General features: G+C 65.1%; 15 protein-coding genes. 4 read left to right on the top strand and 11 right to left on the bottom strand.

Annotated elements, in window-relative coordinates; all coding sequences use genetic code 11:
• Positions 1-19 precede the first annotated feature (19 nt).
• The 9 genes from KUF59_RS23960 to KUF59_RS23920 all read right to left on the bottom strand — a co-directional run bounded on the left by KUF59_RS23960 (position 20) and on the right by KUF59_RS23920 (position 9,174).
• On the bottom strand, positions 20-1,111 hold the full coding sequence (locus tag KUF59_RS23960; protein ID WP_212459770.1) for a sensor histidine kinase: 1,092 nt from the start codon (positions 1,109-1,111) through the stop codon (positions 20-22).
• Positions 1,108-1,548, bottom strand: a complete 441-nt coding sequence (locus KUF59_RS23955; RefSeq protein ID WP_212459771.1) for a response regulator — start codon at positions 1,546-1,548, stop codon at positions 1,108-1,110. Before KUF59_RS23955 ends, KUF59_RS23960 begins: the two co-directional genes overlap by 4 nt.
• Entirely contained in the window at positions 1,545-3,077 is a 1,533-nt protein-coding gene (locus tag KUF59_RS23950) for a sensor histidine kinase (protein ID WP_249140477.1), read from the bottom strand. The genes KUF59_RS23955 and KUF59_RS23950 overlap by 4 nt, the downstream gene beginning before the upstream one ends.
• Positions 3,078-3,170: 93 nt before the next feature.
• Positions 3,171-4,529, bottom strand: a complete 1,359-nt coding sequence (gene accC, locus KUF59_RS23945) for an acetyl-CoA carboxylase biotin carboxylase subunit (protein WP_212459772.1) — start codon at positions 4,527-4,529, stop codon at positions 3,171-3,173.
• Positions 4,530-4,612: 83 nt separating this feature from the next.
• Positions 4,613-5,101 (bottom strand): acetyl-CoA carboxylase biotin carboxyl carrier protein, encoded by a 489-nt coding sequence (gene accB, locus KUF59_RS23940; RefSeq protein WP_212459773.1) that lies wholly within the window; start codon positions 5,099-5,101, stop codon positions 4,613-4,615.
• A 35-nt stretch (positions 5,102-5,136) separates the two neighbouring features.
• Complete coding sequence (aroQ, locus tag KUF59_RS23935; RefSeq protein ID WP_212459774.1) at positions 5,137-5,604, bottom strand: type II 3-dehydroquinate dehydratase; 468 nt, start codon at positions 5,602-5,604, stop codon at positions 5,137-5,139.
• A 290-nt stretch (positions 5,605-5,894) separates the two neighbouring features.
• Positions 5,895-6,710, bottom strand: a complete 816-nt coding sequence (locus KUF59_RS23930; RefSeq protein ID WP_212459775.1) for a DUF1236 domain-containing protein — start codon at positions 6,708-6,710, stop codon at positions 5,895-5,897.
• Positions 6,711-6,933: 223 nt separating this feature from the next.
• On the bottom strand, positions 6,934-7,701 hold the full coding sequence (locus KUF59_RS23925) for a DsbA family protein (RefSeq protein WP_212459776.1): 768 nt from the start codon (positions 7,699-7,701) through the stop codon (positions 6,934-6,936).
• Positions 7,702-7,773: 72 nt separating this feature from the next.
• The gene (locus KUF59_RS23920) at positions 7,774-9,174 is read right to left on the bottom strand and encodes a M48 family metalloprotease (RefSeq protein WP_212459777.1); all 1,401 of its coding nucleotides are present in this window, start codon (positions 9,172-9,174) and stop codon (positions 7,774-7,776) included.
• Between the two features lie 163 nt (positions 9,175-9,337).
• Here KUF59_RS23920 and KUF59_RS23915 point away from each other — a divergent pair, with 163 nt between their 5' ends.
• Both KUF59_RS23915 and KUF59_RS23910 read left to right on the top strand, forming a co-directional pair.
• A complete protein-coding gene (locus KUF59_RS23915; RefSeq protein ID WP_212459778.1) occupies positions 9,338-10,525 on the top strand; it encodes a pyridoxal phosphate-dependent aminotransferase in 1,188 nt (395 codons plus the stop codon).
• Positions 10,526-10,641: 116 nt separating this feature from the next.
• On the top strand, positions 10,642-11,979 hold the full coding sequence (locus KUF59_RS23910) for a dicarboxylate/amino acid:cation symporter (RefSeq protein ID WP_212459779.1): 1,338 nt from the start codon (positions 10,642-10,644) through the stop codon (positions 11,977-11,979).
• A gap of 103 nt (positions 11,980-12,082) precedes the next feature.
• Here the strand turns inward: KUF59_RS23910 and KUF59_RS23905 are convergent, their stop codons facing one another.
• Together KUF59_RS23905 and KUF59_RS23900 are read right to left on the bottom strand one after the other, a co-directional pair.
• The gene (locus tag KUF59_RS23905; protein WP_212459780.1) at positions 12,083-13,315 is read right to left on the bottom strand and encodes an NAD(P)/FAD-dependent oxidoreductase; all 1,233 of its coding nucleotides are present in this window, start codon (positions 13,313-13,315) and stop codon (positions 12,083-12,085) included.
• A 66-nt stretch (positions 13,316-13,381) separates the two neighbouring features.
• Positions 13,382-16,450, bottom strand: a complete 3,069-nt coding sequence (locus KUF59_RS23900; RefSeq protein ID WP_212459781.1) for an Rne/Rng family ribonuclease — start codon at positions 16,448-16,450, stop codon at positions 13,382-13,384.
• A gap of 721 nt (positions 16,451-17,171) precedes the next feature.
• Between KUF59_RS23900 and KUF59_RS23895 the strand changes: the two genes are divergently transcribed.
• Both KUF59_RS23895 and KUF59_RS23890 read left to right on the top strand, forming a co-directional pair.
• Positions 17,172-18,476 (top strand): N-acetylmuramoyl-L-alanine amidase, encoded by a 1,305-nt coding sequence (locus KUF59_RS23895; protein WP_212459782.1) that lies wholly within the window; start codon positions 17,172-17,174, stop codon positions 18,474-18,476.
• Positions 18,477-18,744: 268 nt separating this feature from the next.
• On the top strand, positions 18,745-21,240 hold the full coding sequence (locus tag KUF59_RS23890) for a penicillin-binding protein 1A (RefSeq protein ID WP_212459783.1): 2,496 nt from the start codon (positions 18,745-18,747) through the stop codon (positions 21,238-21,240).
• The last annotated feature ends 37 nt before the right edge of the window (positions 21,241-21,277 follow it).

Raw genomic sequence — 21,277 nt, 5'->3', positions numbered from 1 at the left:
CTTGCGATGGGGTCGCGCGTCAGCTCGCGGCGGCGCTGCTCGCCGTAGGCGCAGGCGCGGGCACGCGGCGGAACTTCAGCACGATCCGGGTCCCTGCATGATCGGGATCGCGCTCGACGCAGGCATCGAGCTTGGAGGCCATTGCCGCGACGATGCGCTGGCCCATGCCGGTCGAGCGCGGATCGGCCTTGACGGCGTCGCCGACGCCATTGTCGGCGATCGACAGCAGGACATCGTCGTCCTGCGAGACGAGCTCGACATGAATGGGCCCGGCGCCGTCGGGATAGGCGTATTTGACCGCGTTCATCACCAGCTCGTTGACGATGATGCCGACAGCGACGGCGCGGTCCGGATCGATCTCGATCGGCTCGGCCTTCAGGGTCAGGCGCGACATCCGGTTGCCTTCGGCGGAGCGGCGGAGATCCTCCAGCAGGGAATCCAGATACTGGTTCAGAACCACGCTCTTCAGGTCCTGCGAGGTGTAGAGGCGGCGGTGCACCTGCGCGACCGCGGCGACGCGGCCCATCGCGTTGGTGAGGGCGGCCTTGACCTCTTCCTGGCCGGCAGAACTCGCCTGCAGATGCAGGAGCGAAGCGATGATCTGGAGCGAGTTGCCGACACGGTGGTTCACCTCGCGCAGCAACATCTCGCGTTCGGCGGCGAGCGCCGCGTAGCGGTCGCGCGAGGCGTGGATTTCGGCCTCCGCCTCTTCGCGCGCCTTCTGCAGCTCGGCCTGGCGCAGCGCACCGTCGGCCGCGACATGCAGAAGGGGAATGAAGTCGCCCTTGACGTCCTTGACGAGATAGTCGGCCGCGCCCGCCTTCAGCGCGGTGACCGCGATGTTGGAATCCTGCGACGCCGTGACGAAGACGATCGGCGGCGCCTCCGGGATCGCCATGATCTGCTCGAGCGTCTCCAGCCCGTCGAGGCCCGGCATGTACTGGTCGAGCGCCACGACGTCGATGCCGCCTTCACGGATGCGAGCCAGGCCTTCCTCGCCGCTCGATGCAAGCAGCACCTTGTAGCCGCGGCGCGTCAGGCCGCGCTCGACCAGGCGCGCAAGCGCGTCGTCGTCGTCGATATAGAGCAGCGTCGGGGTGATCTGGTTCATGTGGCGGCCGGCGGGACCTGGATCACGGAGAAGAACAGGCCAAGTTGCCGAATGGCATTGGCAAAATTCTCGTAGTTGACGGGCTTGGTGATGTAGACGTTGCAGCCGAGCTCATAGCAACGCTTGATCTCCTGGGAGTCGTCGGTGGTGGTCAGGACCACCACCGGCGAGGCCCTCAGATATTTGTTCTCCTTGATCCGTCGCAGGATGTCGATGCCGCTCATGTCGGGCAGGTTGAGGTCGAGGAGGATCAGAAGCGCGTGGCCCTTCTGCACGAGCCCGCTGCCGTCGGCGCCAAACAGATATTTCACCGCGTCCGTGCCGTTGGCAAAGGGCACGATTTCGTTGTTCACGCCGGAACGACGGATGTTGCGCTCGATCAGGCGCGCATGTCCCTCGTCGTCCTCGATCATGATGATGGTCACGGGTTGGGTCATCGGTCTGAAGTCCGCTTGCTGGCGTTCCAGTTGATCGGCAGCGTGATGGTGAATGTACTGCCTTGGTTGAGCTCTGACGATACGGACATAGTACCGCCCAGTCGGCGTACCAGTGCACGCACATGGGCAAGACCGATGCCCTGACCCGGCTTGTCCTGGGTTCCGGCGCGGCGGAACAGGTCGAAAATGCGCTGATGGTCCTTGGCGTCGATGCCGCGGCCATTGTCGGCAACCTCATAGATCGCGTAGCCGAGCTTGGTGCGGCCGCGGACGGTGATCTTTCCCGCTTCGCTGTTCCTCAGATATTTGACGGCGTTGTCGATCAGGTTGGAGAAGATCTGCTCCAGCGCCAGGCGGTCGCTGGTGACGTCGGGCAATTCGCCGATGCGGATTTCGGCGTTCGCCTCTGAGGCCTGATGGGCCACAGTCGCCGCGATGGCCTCCATCAGTTCGCGCACGTCGATGCGAACGGGCTCGAACTCGCGCCGCCCTTCGCGGGTCAGATTGAGGATCGCCGAGATCAGGCGGTCCATCTTGGCGATCGACGATTTGATGAAGCCGAGCGCTTCTGAAAAGTCCTCCGAGAGCTTCTCGTCCGGTCCCTCCAGGGCAATCTCGCCGGCATCGGAAGCGGCAACCTGCGGTCCGCCGGCGGCGACATGGGTGAGACTTCCGATGCGGCGGAAGATGTCGCGGCCCATTTCCTCGAGCTCGCTGGTGAAGCCCATGATGTTGACGAGCGGCGAGCGCAAATCGTGGCTGACGATATAGGCAAAGCGCTGGATCTCGTCGTTGGCCTCTCGCAAATCGGCCGTACGCTCGTCGACGGTCGTCTCCAGGTTGGCATTGGCATCGCGCAGGCGCGCCTCGGCCTGATCGCGCATCGCTGCGGAACGCCGCACCAGCCAGGCCGAGAGTATCGCGAGCACAACGACCAGGCCCGAGCCGATGCCGGTGAGGGACGCTGCAAGCGTCTGGCTGCGGTCGGCGTTGATGGAGCGCTCGGTGAACAGCCGCTCCTCCTCGCGCAGCATCGCTTCGGCGGTATCGCGGATCGTGGCCGTGCTGTTGCCGGAGGCGGCCGTGCGGACAAGGGCCGTTGCCTTATCCGTTTCGCCGCGCGTGATCGTATCGATCTCAGCGGAGAACTGCTCCAGCCGGGTCTCGATGGCCGCACGCAGTCGGGTGATGCCGTTGCGTTGCGCCGGATTGTCCCCGATCTGCCGGGTCAGCTTGTCGAGGGCCAGCGGGATCGCGGCAACGGCCTCCTCGTGGTCGGTGCGAAACTCAGGCCCCCGCGTCAGGAGGTAGCCGCGGGCAGCGCTCTCGGCCCGCCGGACCTCCAGCAGCAGGGCATTGACCTGGTTCTCGACCTCGATCGTATGCAGGACCCATTTGTTGTCCTCGCGGGCCTTGTTGACGAGGTAGACCGAGCCGGCGCTGATCACAGTCAGCACCAAAAGTCCCGCCGCGAACAGCAGGACCTGCCAAAATGCGCGCCGCCGCCTGAGATCGGGCGTTGCGGCCAACTCCGTTCGACGTTTAAGAATTTCCACTCCCCCGAGCGTACAAAACGTCCGATAACGCCGGCGAGGGCGTTCGGTTCCATTCGTCGAGGGATTCTATCCGGGCGAGTTGCCGGACTGGCCGGCCAGATACTGCTCCAGCCAGTGGATGTGATAGTCGCCGTTGATGATGGCGTCTTCGCGCACCAGCGCCCGGAACAGGGGCAGCGTGGTCTCGATGCCGTCCACCACCATCTCGTCCAGCGCGCGACGCAGCCGCATCAGGCACTCGGCGCGGGTCTTGCCGTGCACGATCAGCTTGCCGACCAGGGAATCGTAATAGGGCGGGATGGTGTAGCCCTGGTAGACGGCGGAATCGATCCGCACGCCCAGACCGCCGGGCGGATGGTATTGCAGGATGCGGCCGGGCGAGGGGCGGAAGGTCTGCGGATTCTCCGCGTTGATGCGGCACTCGATCGCATGGCCGATGATCGCGATCTCTTCCTGTTTCGCCGGCAGGTCGCCGCCGGCGGCGATGCGGATCTGCTCCAGCACGAGGTCGATGTCGGTGATGCTCTCGGTGACGGGATGCTCGACCTGGATGCGGGTGTTCATCTCGATGAAGTAGAACTCACCGTCCTCGTAGAGGAATTCGATGGTGCCGACGCCGAGATATTTCATCTCGCGCATCGCCTTGGCGCAGGTCTCGCCGATTTTTGCGCGCGCGGCGGCGGTGAGCACGGGCGAGGGGCCTTCTTCCCAGACCTTCTGGTGGCGGCGTTGCAGCGAGCAGTCGCGTTCGCCGAGATGGATCGCGCCGCCGCGGCCGTCGCCGAGGATCTGGATTTCGATGTGGCGCGGCTTCTGGAGGTATTTTTCCAGATAGACGGAGGCGTCGCCGAAGGCGGACCTGGCCTCGTTGGCGGCGGTCGAGAGCGCCACCTGCAGGTCCGCCTCGCTGTGTGCGACCTTCATGCCGCGGCCGCCACCGCCGGCAGCCGCCTTCACGAGGACCGGAAAACCGATCTCCTTCGCGATCGCCATCGCGTCGTCCTCGGGACCGACGCCGCCGTCGGAGCCGGGCACCACGGGGATGCCGAGGCGCTTGGCGGTCTTCTTGGCCTCGATCTTGTCGCCCATCAGGCGGATGTGCTCGGCCTTGGGGCCGATGAAATGCAGATTGTGCTCGCCGAGAATTTCGGCGAAGCGCGCGTTCTCCGACAGGAAGCCGTAGCCCGGATGCACCGCATCCGCACCGGTGATCTCGCAGGCCGCGAGCAGCGCGGGCACGTTGAGATAGCTGTCCTTCGACGGCGGCGGGCCGATGCAGACGCTCTCGTCCGACAGGCGTACATGCATGGCGTCGGCGTCGGCGGTGGAGTGCACGGCGACGGTCGCAATCCCGAGCTCCTTGCAGGCCCGCAGGATGCGAAGGGCGATCTCGCCGCGATTGGCTATGAGGATCTTGTCGAACATGGTGCCTCAGCGGGCGAATAGCGAGTAGCGAATGGCGAATGGGTCCAACGGGCACCATTCGCCATTCGCCATTCGCCACTCGCTCATTCAATGATGACCAGAGCTTCGCCGAATTCGACCGGCTGGCCGTCGTCGATCAGGATCTGCGTCACGGTGCCGGCGCGGGGCGAGGGGATCTGGTTCATCGTCTTCATGGCTTCGATGATCAGCAGCGTCTGGCCGACCGAGACCTTTGAGCCGACGTCGATGAACGGTTTTGCGCCGGGCTCGGGCGCCCAGTAGGCGGTGCCGACCATTGGCGAGGTCACTGCGCCCGGATGCTTCGATAGGTCGGCGGGAGCCGGAGCGGCAACCGCGGCGCCGGCGACGGGCGCTGCGCTGACGGCATGAACCGGCATGGGCATCGTCGCGGCGACGCTGATGTTGCGGGCAACGCGCAGGCGCAGGCCAGCGCGCTCGATCTCGATCTCGGTGAGGCTCGTCTCATCGAGCAGCAGCGCGAGCTCGCGGATGAGGGCCGAGTCGTCGCTGGAAAATTTTGCGGCTGATTTGTCGTCTGGCTGGCGCGCCATGATTTCTAATCCGAACCTTTTGTTGAAGGGGTGCGTCAGGCTTTGGCCTTGACGCCGATTTTGGCGGCAAGACCCTGTATCGCGAGGCGGTAGCCCTCGATGCCGAAGCCGCACAGCGACGCGAAGGCGGCGCGGGCGGTGTAGGAGTGGTGGCGGAAGCTCTCGCGGGCGTGGATGTTGGTGACGTGCACTTCCACGGTCGGAATCTGGACGGCAAGCAGAGCGTCATGCAGCGCGATCGAGGTGTGCGAGTAGCCGCCGGCATTGATGATGATGCCGCGCATCTTCCTGGCATGCGCCTCGTGGATGAAATCGATCAGCTCGCCCTCGCGATTGGACTGGCGGCAGTCGGCCTTGAGCCCGAACTGCGCCGCGGTCTCCCGGCACAGCGCCTCGACGTCGGCGAGCGTCGCATGGCCGTATTTCTCCGGTTCGCGCGTCCCCAACATGTTGAGGTTCGGCCCGTTGAGAACGAGAATCGTGTCGGTCGCTGGTTCAGCCATTTCTATCCCGCAAAAGGCGCTTGGGTGGCGGGGGTTATAGGTAACAAAGCGCCTCAGGGGAAGCCTTGAAGGACCTCGGAAGGGGCTTCAAACAGCTCATCCGGCTTGCAAAAACCTGTGCGGAAGCTACGGAAATTGCTTGTTAACCAGTCCAAAGCATGGCTGTCGGCCCCATGCCAAGGGGCGGGCATTGCTGCCCGCCCCCGAAGCGTCTCGTCCGCCGTGCCTGAAAGCGTTTTCGAGCGAAGTGGGTACCGGTTCGCGTAAGGAAAACGCGTCAAACCAAGAGTCTAGACGTTCAGGACGGCCACGATCTCATAGGTATTCGGGTCGATGATCACGATCTCCTCGCGGACCACGATATACTTGTAGCTCCGCCATTCCGGATAGATCGTCACGACCCGGGGCGGCAGGACGTGAAGCGTGATGCCCTCGCGCGGCACGCGGGTGCCGACCGAAATGTTGAAGTTCACGTTGGTCGCGGGCGCCACCTTCTCCTCGCGGATCACCGAGGTGATCTGCGTGCGCTGCTCGGTCGAGAGCTTGGCGCCAGCGCCGGCCTGGCCGACGGTGGTCGAGGACGAGGTACCGGTCTGCCCCTGGGCCTTCATGTCCGTGCTGGTGCCGGGGCGGGTCTCGGCGCTGCTCTTGCTCGGCGCGCCGCTCTTGCTGTCCTCAGCCTTCATGTCCTTGGTGCCGGGCTTGGTCTGGGACTCCGAGCTCATGCTCTTCGACTTGTCCTGATGCTGGGACTTGTCCTGGGCACGTTCGTCGGTGCGCTGGCCCTTGGTGGCGCCGGCCTTGTCGTCAGCCGACTGGCTCTTGTGCATCGTGCCGGACTTGTCGTCCTTCATGGCGCCGGACTTGTCCTCGGACTTCATGGCGCCACCAGCCTGTCCGACGGTGCCCTTGTCCTTCGTCGCATCCTTATCCCTGTTCATTTCCTTATTCATGGCGCCGCCACGTTCAGCAGGTTGCGACTGCTGCTGCGTCGGCTGCGCGCCAGTCGAACCGCTGTCGCGGCCCATCTTGTCCTGTGCGTTCGCCAGTCCGGTTCCGGCGACGAGCGCTAGCGCGGCAACCGAGATCATGAAGCGATTAATCATTGAAGTCCTCCTCACGTGTTCACATGCGTCATTGCCCGCGCCGACAACGAAAGGAGATATCGGTTGTTCCGGAACTTCCCCTGTTCCGCGGCATTTGTTTGTTGAACGCCAGATGAACAGAGCGGCCGCGTTCGCGACACATCAGGCAGCACGAGCGGCGCTGAAAACAAAGAGGCCGGCGTTTCAGCCGGCCTCTTGAAAACGCTTGCGATCGTGCGTGGGATCAGCAGGTCGCCTTGCCGCAGCGTGCGAGGCCGATCTTTTCCTTGAGAGCTTCGACGCCGATTGCGCCAACCACGATCTGCTTGCCGATCACATAGCTCGGCGTGCCGTTCATGCCCATCGCTTCGGCGAGCTTGAAATTCTCTTCGATGGTGGCGCGCACTTCGGCGCTCGAAAGATCCTTCTCGATCTTCGCGGTGTCGAGGCCCGCTTCCTTGGCGGCAGCCATCGCGTGCGCCTTGTCGGCCTGGCCGCGGCCGCCCAGCAGCTTCTGGTGGAAGTCGAGATACTTCTTGCCGGTCGGATCCTGCATGCGCACGGCGACCGCTACTTGCGCGGCTTCCACCGAGCCCTGGCTCAGCACCGGAAACTCCTTCAACACGACCTTGAGCTTGGAGTCGCCCTTCATGATCTCGAGCATGTCGGTCATCGCGCGCTTGCAGTAGCCGCAATTGTAGTCGAAGAACTCCACGAAGGTGACGTCGCCGTCCTTGTTGCCGAGCGTGACCTGGCGCGGCGAGTTGAAGATCGCATCCGCGTTCATGGCGATGCTCGCCTCGTGCTTCTGGGCTTCGGCCGCGGCCTGGCGCTTGGTGAGCTCGGCCATGGCTTCCTCGAGCACCTCGGGATGGGTGACGAGATAGTTCCTGACGATGGCTTCGATGTCCGAGCGCTGAGTGTCGGAGAAGCTGTCGGCCGAGGCGGGGCCCGTGGCGCCGAACACGGCGAGCGCAAACAGCGCGGGAACGAGCAGGCGCAGCGAAGGCATTGGCAAATCCTCTTGTCGAAAGCGGTTTCGGAAAAACGCCCTGTGGGGGACGTAGTGATGTTCAGTTTAAGTCTAGTTACCGCGCGGCGACTTCGCCGTCACGATGTCGTCAGCCTTGACCCATCCGGGTGTCCCAACGGCGAAGCGGGTCTTTGCGCGGGTGGCAAGCTCGCGCGCGGTCTTGTTGTCGCCGCGTAGATAAGCGGCCTGCGCCGAGGCGAGGTCCGCCTCCGCATAGTCGCCCTTGCGGCCATAGGCCATCGCGAGCTGCGTGTAACCGATCGGCGCCTCCGGCTCGCGTGCGACTGCCGCACGGAGAATCCGGATGGCCTCGTCCGTGTAGGCCTTATTATCGGTTCCGACCAGCGCCTGCCCAAGTAACATCTCGATGAGCGGCGCGTTGCCGGAGAGGTGAACCGCCTTTTGCAGCGGGGGGATGGCTTCCGCGGGCTTGCCGCTTTCCAACAGCGCCTGACCGCGCACCTCGTAGAAGTACGGGTTGTTCGGCTGGAGCTGGATCAGCGCGTCGATCTGCGTCAGCGCGCTGCGCAGATCGCCGTGCAGATAGGTGCTGATGGCGCGGGCATAACGCGCCGGCACGCCGTCATTGGACTGGGGATAGCGGCGGTAGACGGTTTCGGGTCGCTCCATGAAGGCCGAGATCTTGGCGCGCGCCATGTCGTGGCGCATTTGCAGCGCCGGATCGTCCTTCTTGTCCCAATAGGGGCTCGAACGGGCGAATTGCGCCAGCGCCTCGACGCGCTCGGCGGGCATCGGATGCGACTGCAGATAGGGGTCGGCGCCGCGGGCGGCAAACAGGCTTTCGCCGGTGAAGCGCTTGAAGGTCTCGTACATGCCGCGCGGCGACTGGCCAGTGGCGTTGAGAAACTTCACGCCGGCGCGGTCGGCATTCTCTTCCTGCTGGCGCTGGTAGGACAGCAGCGAGCGGCGGATCATCTCCTGGGGGCCGGCGACTGCCGCAGCACCGGCATTGGCAAGGCCGTTGTTCGGGTTGCCGCTGCGGGCGCCCGCAACCATCGCGCCGGCGCCGAGCAGCATGGCGATGATCATCTGGGTCTGCGCGCTGGCGAGCTGCTCGCGCAGCTTGGCGAGATGGCCGCCGGCCAGATGCCCGGTCTCGTGCGCGAGCACGCCGATCAACTGGTTCGGGGTCTCCGATTGCATGATCGCGCCGTAATTGACGAAGATGCGGCGGCCGTCAGCGACAAACGCGTTGAACGAGCTGTCGTTGAGGATGACCATCTGGATGTTCTGCTTCTCCATCCCCGCAGCGCGCAGGATCGGGCGCGTATATTCGCGCAGCAATTGCTCGGTCTCGGTATCGCGCAGGACGGGCGGTCCCTTGGCCTGCTGCGCCCGCGCCGCAGGCAGCGGCGACAGCACGAGGCTCACCGCCGTTACCAGGGCGGTCAGGGCGGAGGCCGTCTTGCGCGAAACGAGCTGAAGCAACATCGATCGGTCTTGAAATGCAGTTTCGTGTTTGGTTTTGGCGATTGGCGGCGGACCGGATACGGGATATGCCCTAATGAGCCGCACAATGCGGCCAGTCTGGGGCGCATTGGCCTCGGTTCCCGGTCCCGGAGGGGGCCGGCGGAGAGCGAAATAGCAGATATTGATGGTTGAGGCGACCTTGAGAAACCGGCTGGGACAATGGCTGGAGCCGTCCCGCCGCAGCGATGTTCCCCCGTTCATGGTGATGGACGTGATGGCGGCCGCGGCGCGAATCGAGGCGGCCGGCGGCCATGTCATCCACATGGAGGTGGGACAGCCGGCAGCCTCGGCCCCGAGGACGGCGATTGCGGCCGCGCACGCGGCGCTCGACGCCGGGCGGATCGACTACACCTCCGCGCTCGGCATCCCCAGTCTGCGCGAGCGTATCGCCCGCCATTACCGCGATGCCTATGGCTGCACGGTGAGCCCCGACAGGGTGGTCGTCACCACCGGTTCCTCCGGCGGATTCATTCTCGCCTTCCTGTCGATGTTCGAGCCCGGCGACCGGGTCGCGGTCACGGTGCCCGGCTATCCGCCGTATCGCCACATCCTCACCGCGCTCGGCTGCGAGCCGGTGCTGATCGAGACCACGAACGAGACCCGCCATGCGCTGACCGGCGAAGCCTTGCTCGCCGCCCATCGCAAAACGCCGCTGAAGGGTGTGCTGGTCGGCAGCCCCGCCAATCCTACCGGCACGATGATGTCGAAAGAGGCGCTGTCGAGCTTGATCGCAGCGGCGGAAGGCGCCGGCATCCGCTTCATCTCGGACGAGATCTATCACGGCCTCGACTATGCGTTCCCGGCCGTTACGGCAGCCGCGCTGTCGGAGCAGGCGCTCGTCATCAACTCCTTCTCGAAATATTTTTGCATGACGGGCTGGCGCGTCGGCTGGATGGTGGTGCCGGAGATTTTGGTCCGGCCGATCGAGCGGTTGCAGCAGAACCTGTCGATCTCGGTGCCGGCGCTGTCGCAGATCGCGGCCGAAGCCGCCTTCGAGGGCGCGGCCGAGATGGAGGAGATCAAGCACGGCTACCAGGAGAACCGCCGCATCCTGATCGAGGGTTTGCCGAAGGCCGGGCTGACCAGGTTCCTGCCGGCCGACGGCGCATTCTACCTCTATGCCGACGTCTCCGACTTCACCTCCGACAGCTTCGCATTCGCTCAGGAGATGCTGGAGAAGGCTCATGTCGCGGCGACTCCGGGCATCGATTTCGACCCCGTTCACGGCCGCTCGTTCATCCGTTTCTCCTACGCCCGCTCGGCCGAGGAGATGCGCGAGGCGGTCGAGCGCATCGCCCGCTGGCTGCGTTAGCGCTGTCAATCTAACTGCAGGCCCACTTCAAGCCGCAGCCGGCATTGACTCTGTCCGCCTAATGGAATTTGGGTGAGCACAAGGGACAAACGCCGTTCACGGGGAGGAACAACTTCATGGCTGAAGCGATCGCAACCGGAGCGCCTGCAGTGCGAGAGACTGCGGCAAAGCCCTGGTACAAGGTTCTCTACGTTCAGGTTCTGATCGCCATCGTCCTCGGCGCCATCGTCGGCTGGCTGTGGCCGACCCTTGCCACCAACGAGTGGATCAAGGCGATGGGCGACGGCTTCATCAAGCTGATCAAGATGGTGATCGCGCCGATCATCTTCTGCACCGTGGTATCCGGTATTGCGCATATTCAGGATGCCAAGAAAGTCGGGCGCATCGGCGTCAAGGCTCTCGTCTATTTCGAGGTCGTCTCCACTTTCGCTCTCCTCATCGGGCTCGTCGTCGGCAATCTCGTCAAACCGGGCTCCGGATTCGGCAGTGCTGCGGCGAACGCGCAGGCCGTTGCCAATTACGCCAAGCAGGCGGAAGGGCAGAAGTCGGTCGACTTCATCCTGCACATCATTCCCGACACCGTGGTCGGCGCGTTTGCGCAGGGCGAAATCCTCCAGGTGCTGCTGTTCTCGGTGCTGTTCGGCTTCGCCATCATGAGCCTCGGCGAGCGCGGACACACCATCCGCTCGTTCATCGACGACGCCGCGCATGCGGTGTTCGGCGTCATCTCCATCGTGATGCGTGCCGCCCCGATCGGCGCCTTCGGTGCGATGGCCTACACCATCGGCAAGTTCGGCACCGGCGCAATCCTCAACCTGATCGGGCTGATCGCAACGTTCTATGTCACCGCGGCGCTGTTCGTGTTCGTCGTGCTCGGCACCATCGCGCGGATGGCAGGCTTCTCGATCTTCAAGTTCCTCGCCTACATCAAGGACGAACTCTTGATCGTGCTCGGCACCTCGTCCTCGGAAAGCGCGCTGCCGTCCTTGATGGAGAAGCTCGAGCGGCTCGGTTGCTCGAAGTCGGTGGTCGGCCTCGTGGTGCCCACGGGCTATTCGTTCAATCTCGACGGCACCAACATCTACATGACGCTGGCGACGTTGTTCATCGCGCAGGCGCTCGGCGTCGATCTCACCTTCAGCCAGCAATTGACCATCCTGGTCGTGGCGATGCTGACCTCGAAGGGCGCCTCCGGCATCACGGGCGCGGGCTTCATCACGCTCGCGGCAACGCTTGCGGTGGTCGATCCGCGGCTCGTGCCGGGCATGGCGATCGTGCTCGGCATCGACAAGTTCATGAGCGAATGCCGCGCGCTGACCAATCTCTGCGGCAACGGCGTCGCCTGCGTGATCGTCGCCTGGTGGGAGGGCGAGCTCGACCGCGACAAGCTCACCGCCAACCTCGCCAAGCAGGTCGACCCGACCGACATGGAGACGGCGCTGACGACGGATTGATCCGCCGCCATCGCAACTGGAGAGAGCAGGGCCGGTCGACATCGTCGACCGGCCGTTTCTACTTTACTTTCCTGGCCGCTCAGATTCGCGCGAGGATCAACGCCTAGAACCGATCCACCCGATAGGGCTTGGGATCGATCGAGGTGGCCCCACCATTCATCATCTCGGCGAGCAGGCGGCCGGTCGCGGGTCCGAGCGTAAAGCCCTGGTGGCCGTGACCGAAGTCGAGCCAGAGACCGCGGTGACGCGGCGCGGGTCCGAGTACCGGCAACATGTCCGGCGTGCAGGGCCGCGTGCCGAACCATGGCTCGGGCTCGACGCGCGTTCCGAGATCGAGCAATGTTCGCGCGGCGGCTTCTGCGTGGCCGAGCTGGATCGGCGTCGCCGGTGCGTCCGGGCTCGTCAGCTCCGCGCCCGTGGTGATGCGGATGCCCTTGGCCATCGGCGCCATGGCATAGCCGAGCGCGGTGTCGACCAGGGGAAGGTCGAGCGAGGTGCCGCCCTGATAATGCATGTGATAGCCGCGCTTGCGCACCAGCGGCACGCGGTAGCCGAACTTTTGCAAGAGATCGGGCGACCAGGGGCCGAGCGAAACCACGGCGGCTTCCGCGTCGATCGGCCCTTCATCCGTGTCGACCGACCAGCCTGACGACGTCTGGCTCAGCGTCTGCGCGTCGCCGCGTAATAGCTTGCCGCCGAGACGCTGGAACAGGCGCGCATAGGCCGCGACCAGGCCGCCGGGATCCGACACCGTCCATGGCTCGAGCCAGTGGATGGCACCGGGCAGGTCGTCGCGCAGCAGCGGTTCGGCCTTGGCGAGCTCGCGGCCATCAAGCACGCGGAATTGGACGCCGTAGTCGCGCTGGTTCTCCTCCGCGGCCTTGATCGCAAGCTCGAACGCCGCGGGATCGCGATGCAGCAGGCGATAGCCGGCGCGGCGGACGAGATTGTCGGCATGCGCCTCGCGGATCAGCACGTCGTGCTCGGGCGTGGCGTAGGCAATCAGCCGCGCCCAGGCGGCGGTGGCTTCGCGATGGCGCTGCGGCGCGGAGTGCCACCAATAGCGCAGCAAGGGTTCGATATGCTGGGAGAGCGAGGCGAGACGATAACGCACGTCATTGGTGCGGCCCATCGCGATGCGTAACAGCGTGCCGAGATCGCGCGGCATCGGATAGGGACGGACCGCTTCGCTCTGGACGATGCCGGCATTGCCGTAGCTGGTTTCCTGGCCGGGCTCCTTGCGGTCGACCAGCGTGACCGACCAGCCGCTGCGTTGAAGGTGCAGCGCCGCTGATACCCCCACCATGCCGCCGCCGAGGACGATGACGCTCTTCATTGCCGACGACCTTCCAAATCAAAAACCGCCCGGCGGGGCCGGGCGGTTTGGCATTGCTTGCTTGGCCTATTCGCCGCCGCCGAAGCGGCGCGACCACCAGCCGGCGCGACGCGGCTGCGCCGGCGGTTCGGGAGTCTCCACGGCCGGGGCAGGGGCGACAGGCGGCTCGACCTGCGTCGGTGCCTGCGTGACGGGCGCGCCGGGCTCGGCCTGGCTGCTCGTCATGAAGCTCACCTTCTCGCGCACCGTGGACCGGCGACGGGCAGCCTTGTCATTCTCGGACGAAGCTTCTTCCGTCGCGGCCTCCGCGACCGGTTCGGACGGGGCCGGCTCCGGCTCAACGGGCGGCGGTTGAACGGTCACCTCGGCGATCGTCTCGGTCTGCGCAATCGAAGGCGAAGCCTGCGGCTCAAAACCGTCGAAATCCGCAACCGCGTCGGTCGCCTCGGGCGGTGCATTGGCGGTCAACTCGTCGGAGATCGAGCCGGCAAGCCCTTCATCCGGTCCGCCGCGCCGGCGGCGTCCGCCCCGGCGTCCACGCCGGCGACGGCGTTCGCCACCGCCCTGCTGCTCGCCGCGCGCGAGATTGGCCTGGTCCTCGGATTCCTCGCCGTCCTGCTCGGACTCGCCGTCCTCGTCGGTTTCAGCCGCGGACAAGGCCGCCTCGGGAACCGCGGGGACCGCATCCTCGCGCAGCTCGCCATCACGCGGACCACCGCGGCCGCGACGGCGGCGACGGCGCTTGCGGCGCTGACCATCCTGCTCGGGGGCCGCTTCGCCCGCGGCCTGCTCGTCGGCGAGACCTTCGGTCTCATCGGACTCGACCTCGGATTCGAGTTCGGAATCGAACTCCTCGTCGTCATAGGCCTCTTCGGGCAAGGGCGGCGGGCTCGCAGCCGCCTGCGCCGCCAGCAGCGCCTTGGCGGCTTCCAGCGTGTGGACCTGCTCGCCGCGGTCGATAAGGTAGGCCTGCGGTCCGCTGACGCTGGGATCGGCGATGATGGATAGCGTGACCTTGAAGCTGTTCTCGAGGTCACGCAGATGGCCGCGCTTGTGGTTCAGCACGTACAGCGCGACGTCGGTGCGGGTGCGGACGACGAGATTGTGCGTCGCGCCCTTCATCAAGATCTCTTCCAGGCCGCGCAGGAGCTGCAGCGCCACCGAGGAGACGGAGCGGACATGGCCGGTGCCGCCGCAATGCGGGCAGGGATCGGTCGACGATTCCAGCACGCTGGCGCGGATGCGCTGGCGCGACATCTCCAAGAGGCCGAAATGCGAGATGCGGCCGACCTGAATGCGGGCGCGGTCCTGCCGCAGGCAGTCGGACAGCTTGCGCTCGACCGCACGGTTGTTGCGCTTCTCGTCCATGTCGATGAAGTCGATGACGATGAGGCCGGCGAGGTCGCGCAGGCGGAGCTGGCGGGCGACCTCTTCGGCGGCCTCCAGATTGGTCTTGAGCGCAGTGTCCTCGATATGGTGCTCGCGCGTCGAGCGTCCGGAGTTGACGTCGATCGAGACCAGCGCCTCGGTCTGGTTGATCACGACATAGCCGCCGGAGCGCAATTGCACGGTCGGCGAGAACATCGCATCGAGCTGGCTTTCGACGCCCATCCGCGAGAACAGCGGCTGGCCGTCGCGATACTGCCTCACCGCGCTGACATTGGCGGGCATCAGCATCTTCATGAAGTCGCGCGCTTCGCGGTAGCCGGCTTCGCCCGCCACCTGAATCTCGTCGATCTCCTTGTTGTAGAGGTCGCGCAGCGAGCGTTTGATCAGCGAGCCTTCCTCGTAGACGAGGGTCGGGGCCTGCGACTTCAGCGTCAGGTCGCGCACCGTCTCCCACATCCGGATCAGATATTCGAAGTCGCGCTTGATCTCCGGCTTGGTGCGGGAGGCGCCGGCCGTGCGCAGGATGATGCCCATGCCCTCGGGCACGTCGAGATCCTGCACCACTTCCTTCAGCCGCGAACGGTCCTGGGCTGACGTGATCTTGCGGCTGATGCCGCCGCCGCGCGCGGTGTTGGGCATCAAGACGGCGTAGCGGCCGGCGAGCGACAGATAGGTCGTGAGCGCCGCGCCCTTGTTGCCACGCTCTTCCTTGACGACCTGCACCAGCATCACCTGGCGGCGCTTGATGACTTCCTGGATCTTGTACTGGCGGCGCGGCCGGAAGGTGCGCTCCGGCACCTCCTCGAGCACGTCGTCGCCGCCGACTGACTCGACGACTTCTTCCTCTTCGGCCTCTTCGCCGTCGTCATCGTCCTCGCCGTCCGCTTCCGTCTCGGCTTCGGTCGATTCCAATTGCGGGGCTTCGCCGTCGTGGTCGGCGGCGTAGACGGCATCTGTCGGCTCGACAGCAGCGGTGACGGCTTCGGCCAGCGCGTCGGCGTGTGCCTCGTCCGCGGACGCTTCCGAGGCGGTGTCCTGCGGCTGAGCGGCAGCTACCTCGCTCGCGGCGTCCTCCGTGCGCTGGGGCGCGGGCTCGGTTTCCGCAACCGAAACGGCCTCGGCCGCCTGCGGCTCGACGGCGTGGTCGTGGTCCTCGTGATGGTCGTGATGATCATGATCATGATCATGTTCGTGATGATCGGGGCCATGGTCGTCGTGATCATGGGCCGCGAATTCGTGATGCTCGGCATCGGCGTGCTGATGCGCACCGTCCTGGACAGCGGTGTCCGCCGGCAATTCGCCTTCGACCGGCTGTGCGGCAGGATCAGCGCCGGCCTCGAGCCCTTCGACGATGTCGCTGCGGACGCGATCGCCGTGGCCGCGGCGGCGCGCGTTGCGGTGACGCGAGCGGCGACGGTTGTGGGACCGGTTCTCGTTCTCCTCCTCGGCCTCGCGATGGGCCTGCTCTTCGGCCTCGATCAGCGCCTGCCGGTCGGCGACCGGGATCTGGTAGTAGTCGGGATGGATTTCGCTGAAGGCGAGGAAGCCGTGGCGATTGCCGCCATACTCGACGAAGGCGGCCTGGAGGGACGGTTCGACCCGTGTGACCTTGGCGAGGTAGATATTGCCGCGCAGTTGCTTGCGTTGCGCGGTCTCGAAATCAAACTCTTCGACGCGATTGCCGCGGACCACGACGACCCGGGTCTCTTCCGGGTGGGTGGCATCGATCAACATCTTGTTGGGCATGTCTTGACTCTTGGCGGCGGCGGGCGCGGTTCACCGTGGGCGCGTATCGCGCCGCCGGGTGACGCGACGGTCCACCTGATTCGGGGGTGAGGGGAAGGCCAAAACGCCCTCGCTCGCGCCGCTCCGAACGTGAAGCCGAAGGCGCAATACGACGCGTGGAGATGTCGCTCCGCAGCGTCGCGAATTGTCCTTCAGATTTCGTCGGCACAGTCTGGCGCATCAAGCGTCGGCCCGTATGAAAACTTGGGCGGCGAGGGAGCCGCCCCTTAATTAGTCGCTGCTGGCCAAGTGCGGCACCAAGCTGTGGCGCCAGAGCGCTCGCCTGAGGATCAACAAACCGGCCCCAAGCTCGGGACTGGGGGTTAGGGGCTGCGCCGCCTGTCAAAACCGTCCCCGGACCTTGAGTGGTAACCTGGGACCGTCGCCGCCGACGCTGGAACCCATCCAATCCTCGCTGCCGCGCGCCGCGCTGGCCTTGAAGGAAGACGGAAAACGCTGGAATTCTCAAACCTTGAGAGCTCCGGCGCTGCACCGGGAGGCTGATTGCGACACAACCGGAAATATTGGCCGTCAGCACCTCGTACATACGTGGAATGCGACCTTCGTGCAAGGGAGCGTCGCTTGGCGGTCACACTCGCCGAGATTTGGTGGTCGATTGTTAAGGACGGGTTAACCCTGTGGTTCTATTGCGATAAAAGGGCTGCTCGGAGGCACGGAATCGGTGGCGAGCCGCGCAAATCAACGTCTTTTGCTGGGGTGCGCGCTGCTGAGCGCCGCGGTATTGCCGTGCGCCGATTCGAGCTCGCTGAATGCCGCCGAAAGCGCGCCGCAAGCTGCTGTTGCGGCGTCGAATTTCCCGGTCGCCACGGGTGCCAGGCTGGCCGGCGATGCCAAGCAGACCCGCTTCATCCTCGATCTCGACCAGACCATCACCTTCCGTGCCTTCACACTAGGGGATCCCTACCGGGTGGTGGTCGACATTCCCCAGATCAACTTCCAGCTCCCCACCGGGGTCGGTGCCAGCGGGCGGGGCCTGGTGAAGGCATTCCGCTACGGTCTGGTGATGCCCGGCGGCTCGCGAATCGTGGTGGACCTGACCGGGCCCTCGAAGATCGCCAAGTCCTATGTGCTCGAAGCGGCCAACGGGCAGCCGGCGCGGCTGGTACTGGAACTCGAAGAGGTGGATCGCGCCGCCTTCGCCCAGTCGCTGGCCCCCGAAGGCCGCGCGGCCTTGCGGCCCGCGACCACGGACGCGCCGCCGGCTGCGGTGGCGGCAAAACCCGAGCCCTCCCAACAACAGAAGCCTGCAGCGCCGGCTGACTCGCGGCCCGTGGTGGTCATCGATCCCGGCCATGGTGGTCTGGATAACGGCACGCAGTCGAGCGGCGAGAGCGAGAAGAATCTGGTGCTCGCCTTTGGCCTGGCACTGCGGGACCGGCTGGAGAAGAACGGCAAGTACAAGGTCGTGATGACCCGCGACGACGACACCTTCATCCCGCTGAACGACCGGGTGAAGGTCGCTCGCGGTCTCAATGCCGCGCTGTTCGTCTCGATCCACGCCGACGCCCTGCGGCGCTCGGAAGGCGATGCCCAGGGCGCCACGATCTACACGCTATCGGACAAGGCGTCCGACGCCGAGGCCGAGCGGCTGGCGGACGCTGAGAACCGGGCGGACGCGATCGGCGGCGTCAACCTCACGGATGAGCCTGTCGAGGTCGCCGATATCCTGATCGACCTGGCGCAGCGGGAAACCCGCACCTTTTCAAACCGCTTTGCCCGCCTTTTGATGGGCGAGATGAAGACCACCGTGCGGATGCACAAGCATCCCCTCAAGTCGGCCGGTTTTCGGGTGCTGAAGGCGCCCGATGTGCCGTCCGTTCTGGTGGAACTCGGCTACGTCTCGAACAAGAGCGATCTGGAGCATCTCGTCTCGGAGAGCTGGCGCTCCAAGACGGTCGCCTCGATGGCGCAGGCGATCGACGCGTTTCTGGCCAAGCGGCTGGCCACGGTCGGTCCCGGCAACTGAAAAGGGAGCTTGGCGACCCGCCCAAAGCCCTAGTTTGGCCACAGCGGGCGCCTTATAAAAACGGGATGAGGGGACCCGGAATCGGTGAGATCCCCGCGCAAGCGTGTTAGGGCTCGGCGCCCAGTTATGCTTATGACGTAGGCTTGTAGGCCGAAAACTTGGTTTCTTGAGGAAGAAGGCTTGTTCAGGAAGAAGGCTTGGCTTCTTGAGGAAAGCGCCTTTTGCCGGCGCCAAAGGTTATTCAAGGGTTGGGACGGATAGACAGATAATGCGCTTGCTGGTGCGGTTTTTCGGTTTCCTCTTTGCCGCGGGAACAGTCGTCTTCCTGGTCGGTGTCGGCGCCGTTGCAGGCCTGATCTGGCATTTCTCCAAGGACTTGCCGGACTACTCTCAGCTTCAGGATTACGAGCCGCCCGTGATGACCCGCGTGCACGCGGTCGATGGTTCGCTGGTCGGCGAATACGCCAAGGAGCGGCGGCTCTATCTGCCGATCCAGGCCGTGCCAAAACTCGTGATCAATGCCTTCCTCGCAGCCGAAGACAAGAACTTCTACGAGCACGGCGGCATCGACTACACCGGCATGGCGCGCGCCGGCGTCGCCTATATTCAGAACTACGGCTCCAACCGCCGTCCGCAGGGTGCGTCGACCATCACCCAGCAGGTTGCCAAGAACTTCCTCCTGACCAACGAGGTCTCGTTCGCCCGCAAGATCAAGGAAGCCTTGCTGGCGATGCGCATCGAGCGCACCTATTCCAAGGACAAGATCCTCGAGCTGTATCTGAACGAGATCTATCTCGGCCTCGGCGCCTACGGCATCGCGGCTGCATCGCTGGTTTATTTCGACAAGTCGGTGAACGAGCTCACCATCTCGGAGGCCGCCTATCTGGCGTCGCTGCCGAAGATGCCGGCGACGCTGCATCCGGTCCGCAACCGCGACCGTGCCATCGAGCGCCGCAACTACGTGATCGACCGCCTGGTCGAGAACGGCTGGATCAAGCAGGCCGACGCCGACAAGGCGCGCAAGGAACAGCTCGTCGTCGCCGGCCGCGGCAATGGCGCCCACACCTTCGCCGGTGAATATTTCGCGGAAGAAGTCCGCCGCGACATCTTCGAGCGCTATGGCGAGAAGAAGCTTTATGAGGGCGGCCTGTCGGTCCGCACCACGCTCGATCCGAAGATCCAGGTGATGGCGCGCAAGACCATGGTGACCGGCCTCGTCAATTACGACGAGCAGCAGGGCTATCGCGGCGCCGTCAGCAAGCTCGACATCTCCGGCGACTGGGGCGTGAAGCTCGCCGACGTCAAATCGCTCTCCGACATCTCGCCGTGGCGGATGGCGGTCGTGCTCGAGACCAGCGACCAGTCGGCGCGTATCGGCTTCCAGCCGGGCCGCGAACTCGGCGGCGCGGTCAGCAAGCAGCGCGAGACCGGGCTGATCTCCATCGACGGCGTGAAATGGGCGCGATCGACCGCGGGCAACGCAAAGGGCCGGCAGCCATCGTCGGTTGCTCAGGTGCTCCAGGCCGGTGACGTGATCTACGCCGATCCGCTCTACAAGGACGGCAATCCGGTCGAAGGCCAGTACCGTCTGCGCCAGATTCCCGAAGTGTCCGGCGCGATGGTGGTGATGGACCCCTGGACCGGCCGCGTGCTTGCCATGGTCGGCGGCTTCTCCTTCGACCAGAGCCAGTTCAACCGCGCCACCCAAGCCTATCGTCAGCCCGGATCGTCGTTCAAGCCGATCGTCTATTCGGCGGCGCTCGACAACGGCTACACGCCGTCGACCGTCGTGGTCGACGCGCCGATCGAAATCGACCAGGGGCAGGGCGCCGGCGTCTGGCGGCCGGAAAACTTCGATGCCGGCAAGTACAATGGTCCGATGACCTTGCGTAATGCGCTGCGGCTATCGCGCAACACGGTGACAGTGCGGCTCGCCCAGGACATCGGCATGCCCCTGATCGGCGAATATGCCAGGCGCTTCGGCGTCTATGACGAGCTGCCCAACTACCTGTCCTATTCTCTAGGCGCCGGTGAGACCACGGTAATGCGGATGGTCACGGCCTATTCGATGATCGCCAATGGCGGTCGCCGCGTGAAGCCGACGCTGATCGACCGCATCCAGGACCGCTACGGTCACACCATCTTCAAGCACGACCAGCGCGAATGCCGTGGCTGCGACGCGCCGGGTGGCTGGAAGAACCAGGCCGAGCCGCAACTGATCGACCGGCGCGAGCAGGTGCTCGACGCCATGACCGCCTATCAGATCACCGAGCTGCTGGAAGGCGTGGTCCAGGCGGGTACGGCCACCGTTATCAAGGAAGTCGGCAAGCCCATCGCCGGCAAGACCGGCACCACCAACGAGGCCAAGGATGCCTGGTTCGTCGGCTACTCGCCCGACATCGCGGTTGGCGTCTATATGGGTTTTGACAAGCCGCGTCCGCTGGGACGGGGCAATGCCGCGACCGGTGGCCATCTCGCGGCGCCCATCGTGCGCGACTTCCTGAAGCTCGCGCTCGCCGACAAGCAGGCTGTTCCGTTCAAGGTGCCGGCCGGCATCAAGCTGATCCGCGTCGTTTCCAAGACCGGCATGCGCGCCGGTCCCGGCGAGACCGGCGGCACCATCCTCGAAGCGTTCAAGCCCGGCACGGCGCCGCCGGACAACTACTCGGTCATTGGCGTGGCCGACGCCGACGGACGGCCGCCGCAGCAGGCCCCGCCGGATTCCGGCTTCTTCATGCGTCCCGGCACCGGCGGATTGTACTGACGCCGACAGTCTGACGTGACACGGCCGGTTGCGCTTT

The organism is Bradyrhizobium arachidis, assembly GCF_024758505.1.
Taxonomy (GTDB): domain Bacteria; phylum Pseudomonadota; class Alphaproteobacteria; order Rhizobiales; family Xanthobacteraceae; genus Bradyrhizobium; species Bradyrhizobium manausense_C.
This window is presented reverse-complemented; position numbering and strand designations above follow the sequence as displayed.

Bases quoted from the DNA above. Each gene is read 5' to 3' on its own strand.
- KUF59_RS23910 (WP_212459779.1), top strand. From the start codon at position 10,642: ATGGCTGAAGCGATCGCAACCGGAGCGCCTGCAGTGCGAGAGACTGCG.
- accC (WP_212459772.1), bottom strand. From the start codon at position 4,529: ATGTTCGACAAGATCCTCATAGCCAATCGCGGCGAGATCGCCCTTCGC.
- KUF59_RS23925 (WP_212459776.1), bottom strand. From the start codon at position 7,701: ATGCCTTCGCTGCGCCTGCTCGTTCCCGCGCTGTTTGCGCTCGCCGTG.
- KUF59_RS23920 (WP_212459777.1), bottom strand. From the start codon at position 9,174: ATGTTGCTTCAGCTCGTTTCGCGCAAGACGGCCTCCGCCCTGACCGCC.
- KUF59_RS23900 (WP_212459781.1), bottom strand. From the start codon at position 16,450: ATGCCCAACAAGATGTTGATCGATGCCACCCACCCGGAAGAGACCCGG.
- KUF59_RS23930 (WP_212459775.1), bottom strand. From the start codon at position 6,710: ATGATTAATCGCTTCATGATCTCGGTTGCCGCGCTAGCGCTCGTCGCC.
- KUF59_RS23915 (WP_212459778.1), top strand. From the start codon at position 9,338: ATGGTTGAGGCGACCTTGAGAAACCGGCTGGGACAATGGCTGGAGCCG.
- KUF59_RS23955 (WP_212459771.1), bottom strand. From the start codon at position 1,548: ATGACCCAACCCGTGACCATCATCATGATCGAGGACGACGAGGGACAT.
- KUF59_RS23905 (WP_212459780.1), bottom strand. From the start codon at position 13,315: ATGAAGAGCGTCATCGTCCTCGGCGGCGGCATGGTGGGGGTATCAGCG.
- accB (WP_212459773.1), bottom strand. From the start codon at position 5,101: ATGGCGCGCCAGCCAGACGACAAATCAGCCGCAAAATTTTCCAGCGAC.
- KUF59_RS23960 (WP_212459770.1), bottom strand. From the start codon at position 1,111: ATGAACCAGATCACCCCGACGCTGCTCTATATCGACGACGACGACGCG.
- KUF59_RS23890 (WP_212459783.1), top strand. From the start codon at position 18,745: ATGCGCTTGCTGGTGCGGTTTTTCGGTTTCCTCTTTGCCGCGGGAACA.
- aroQ (WP_212459774.1), bottom strand. From the start codon at position 5,604: ATGGCTGAACCAGCGACCGACACGATTCTCGTTCTCAACGGGCCGAAC.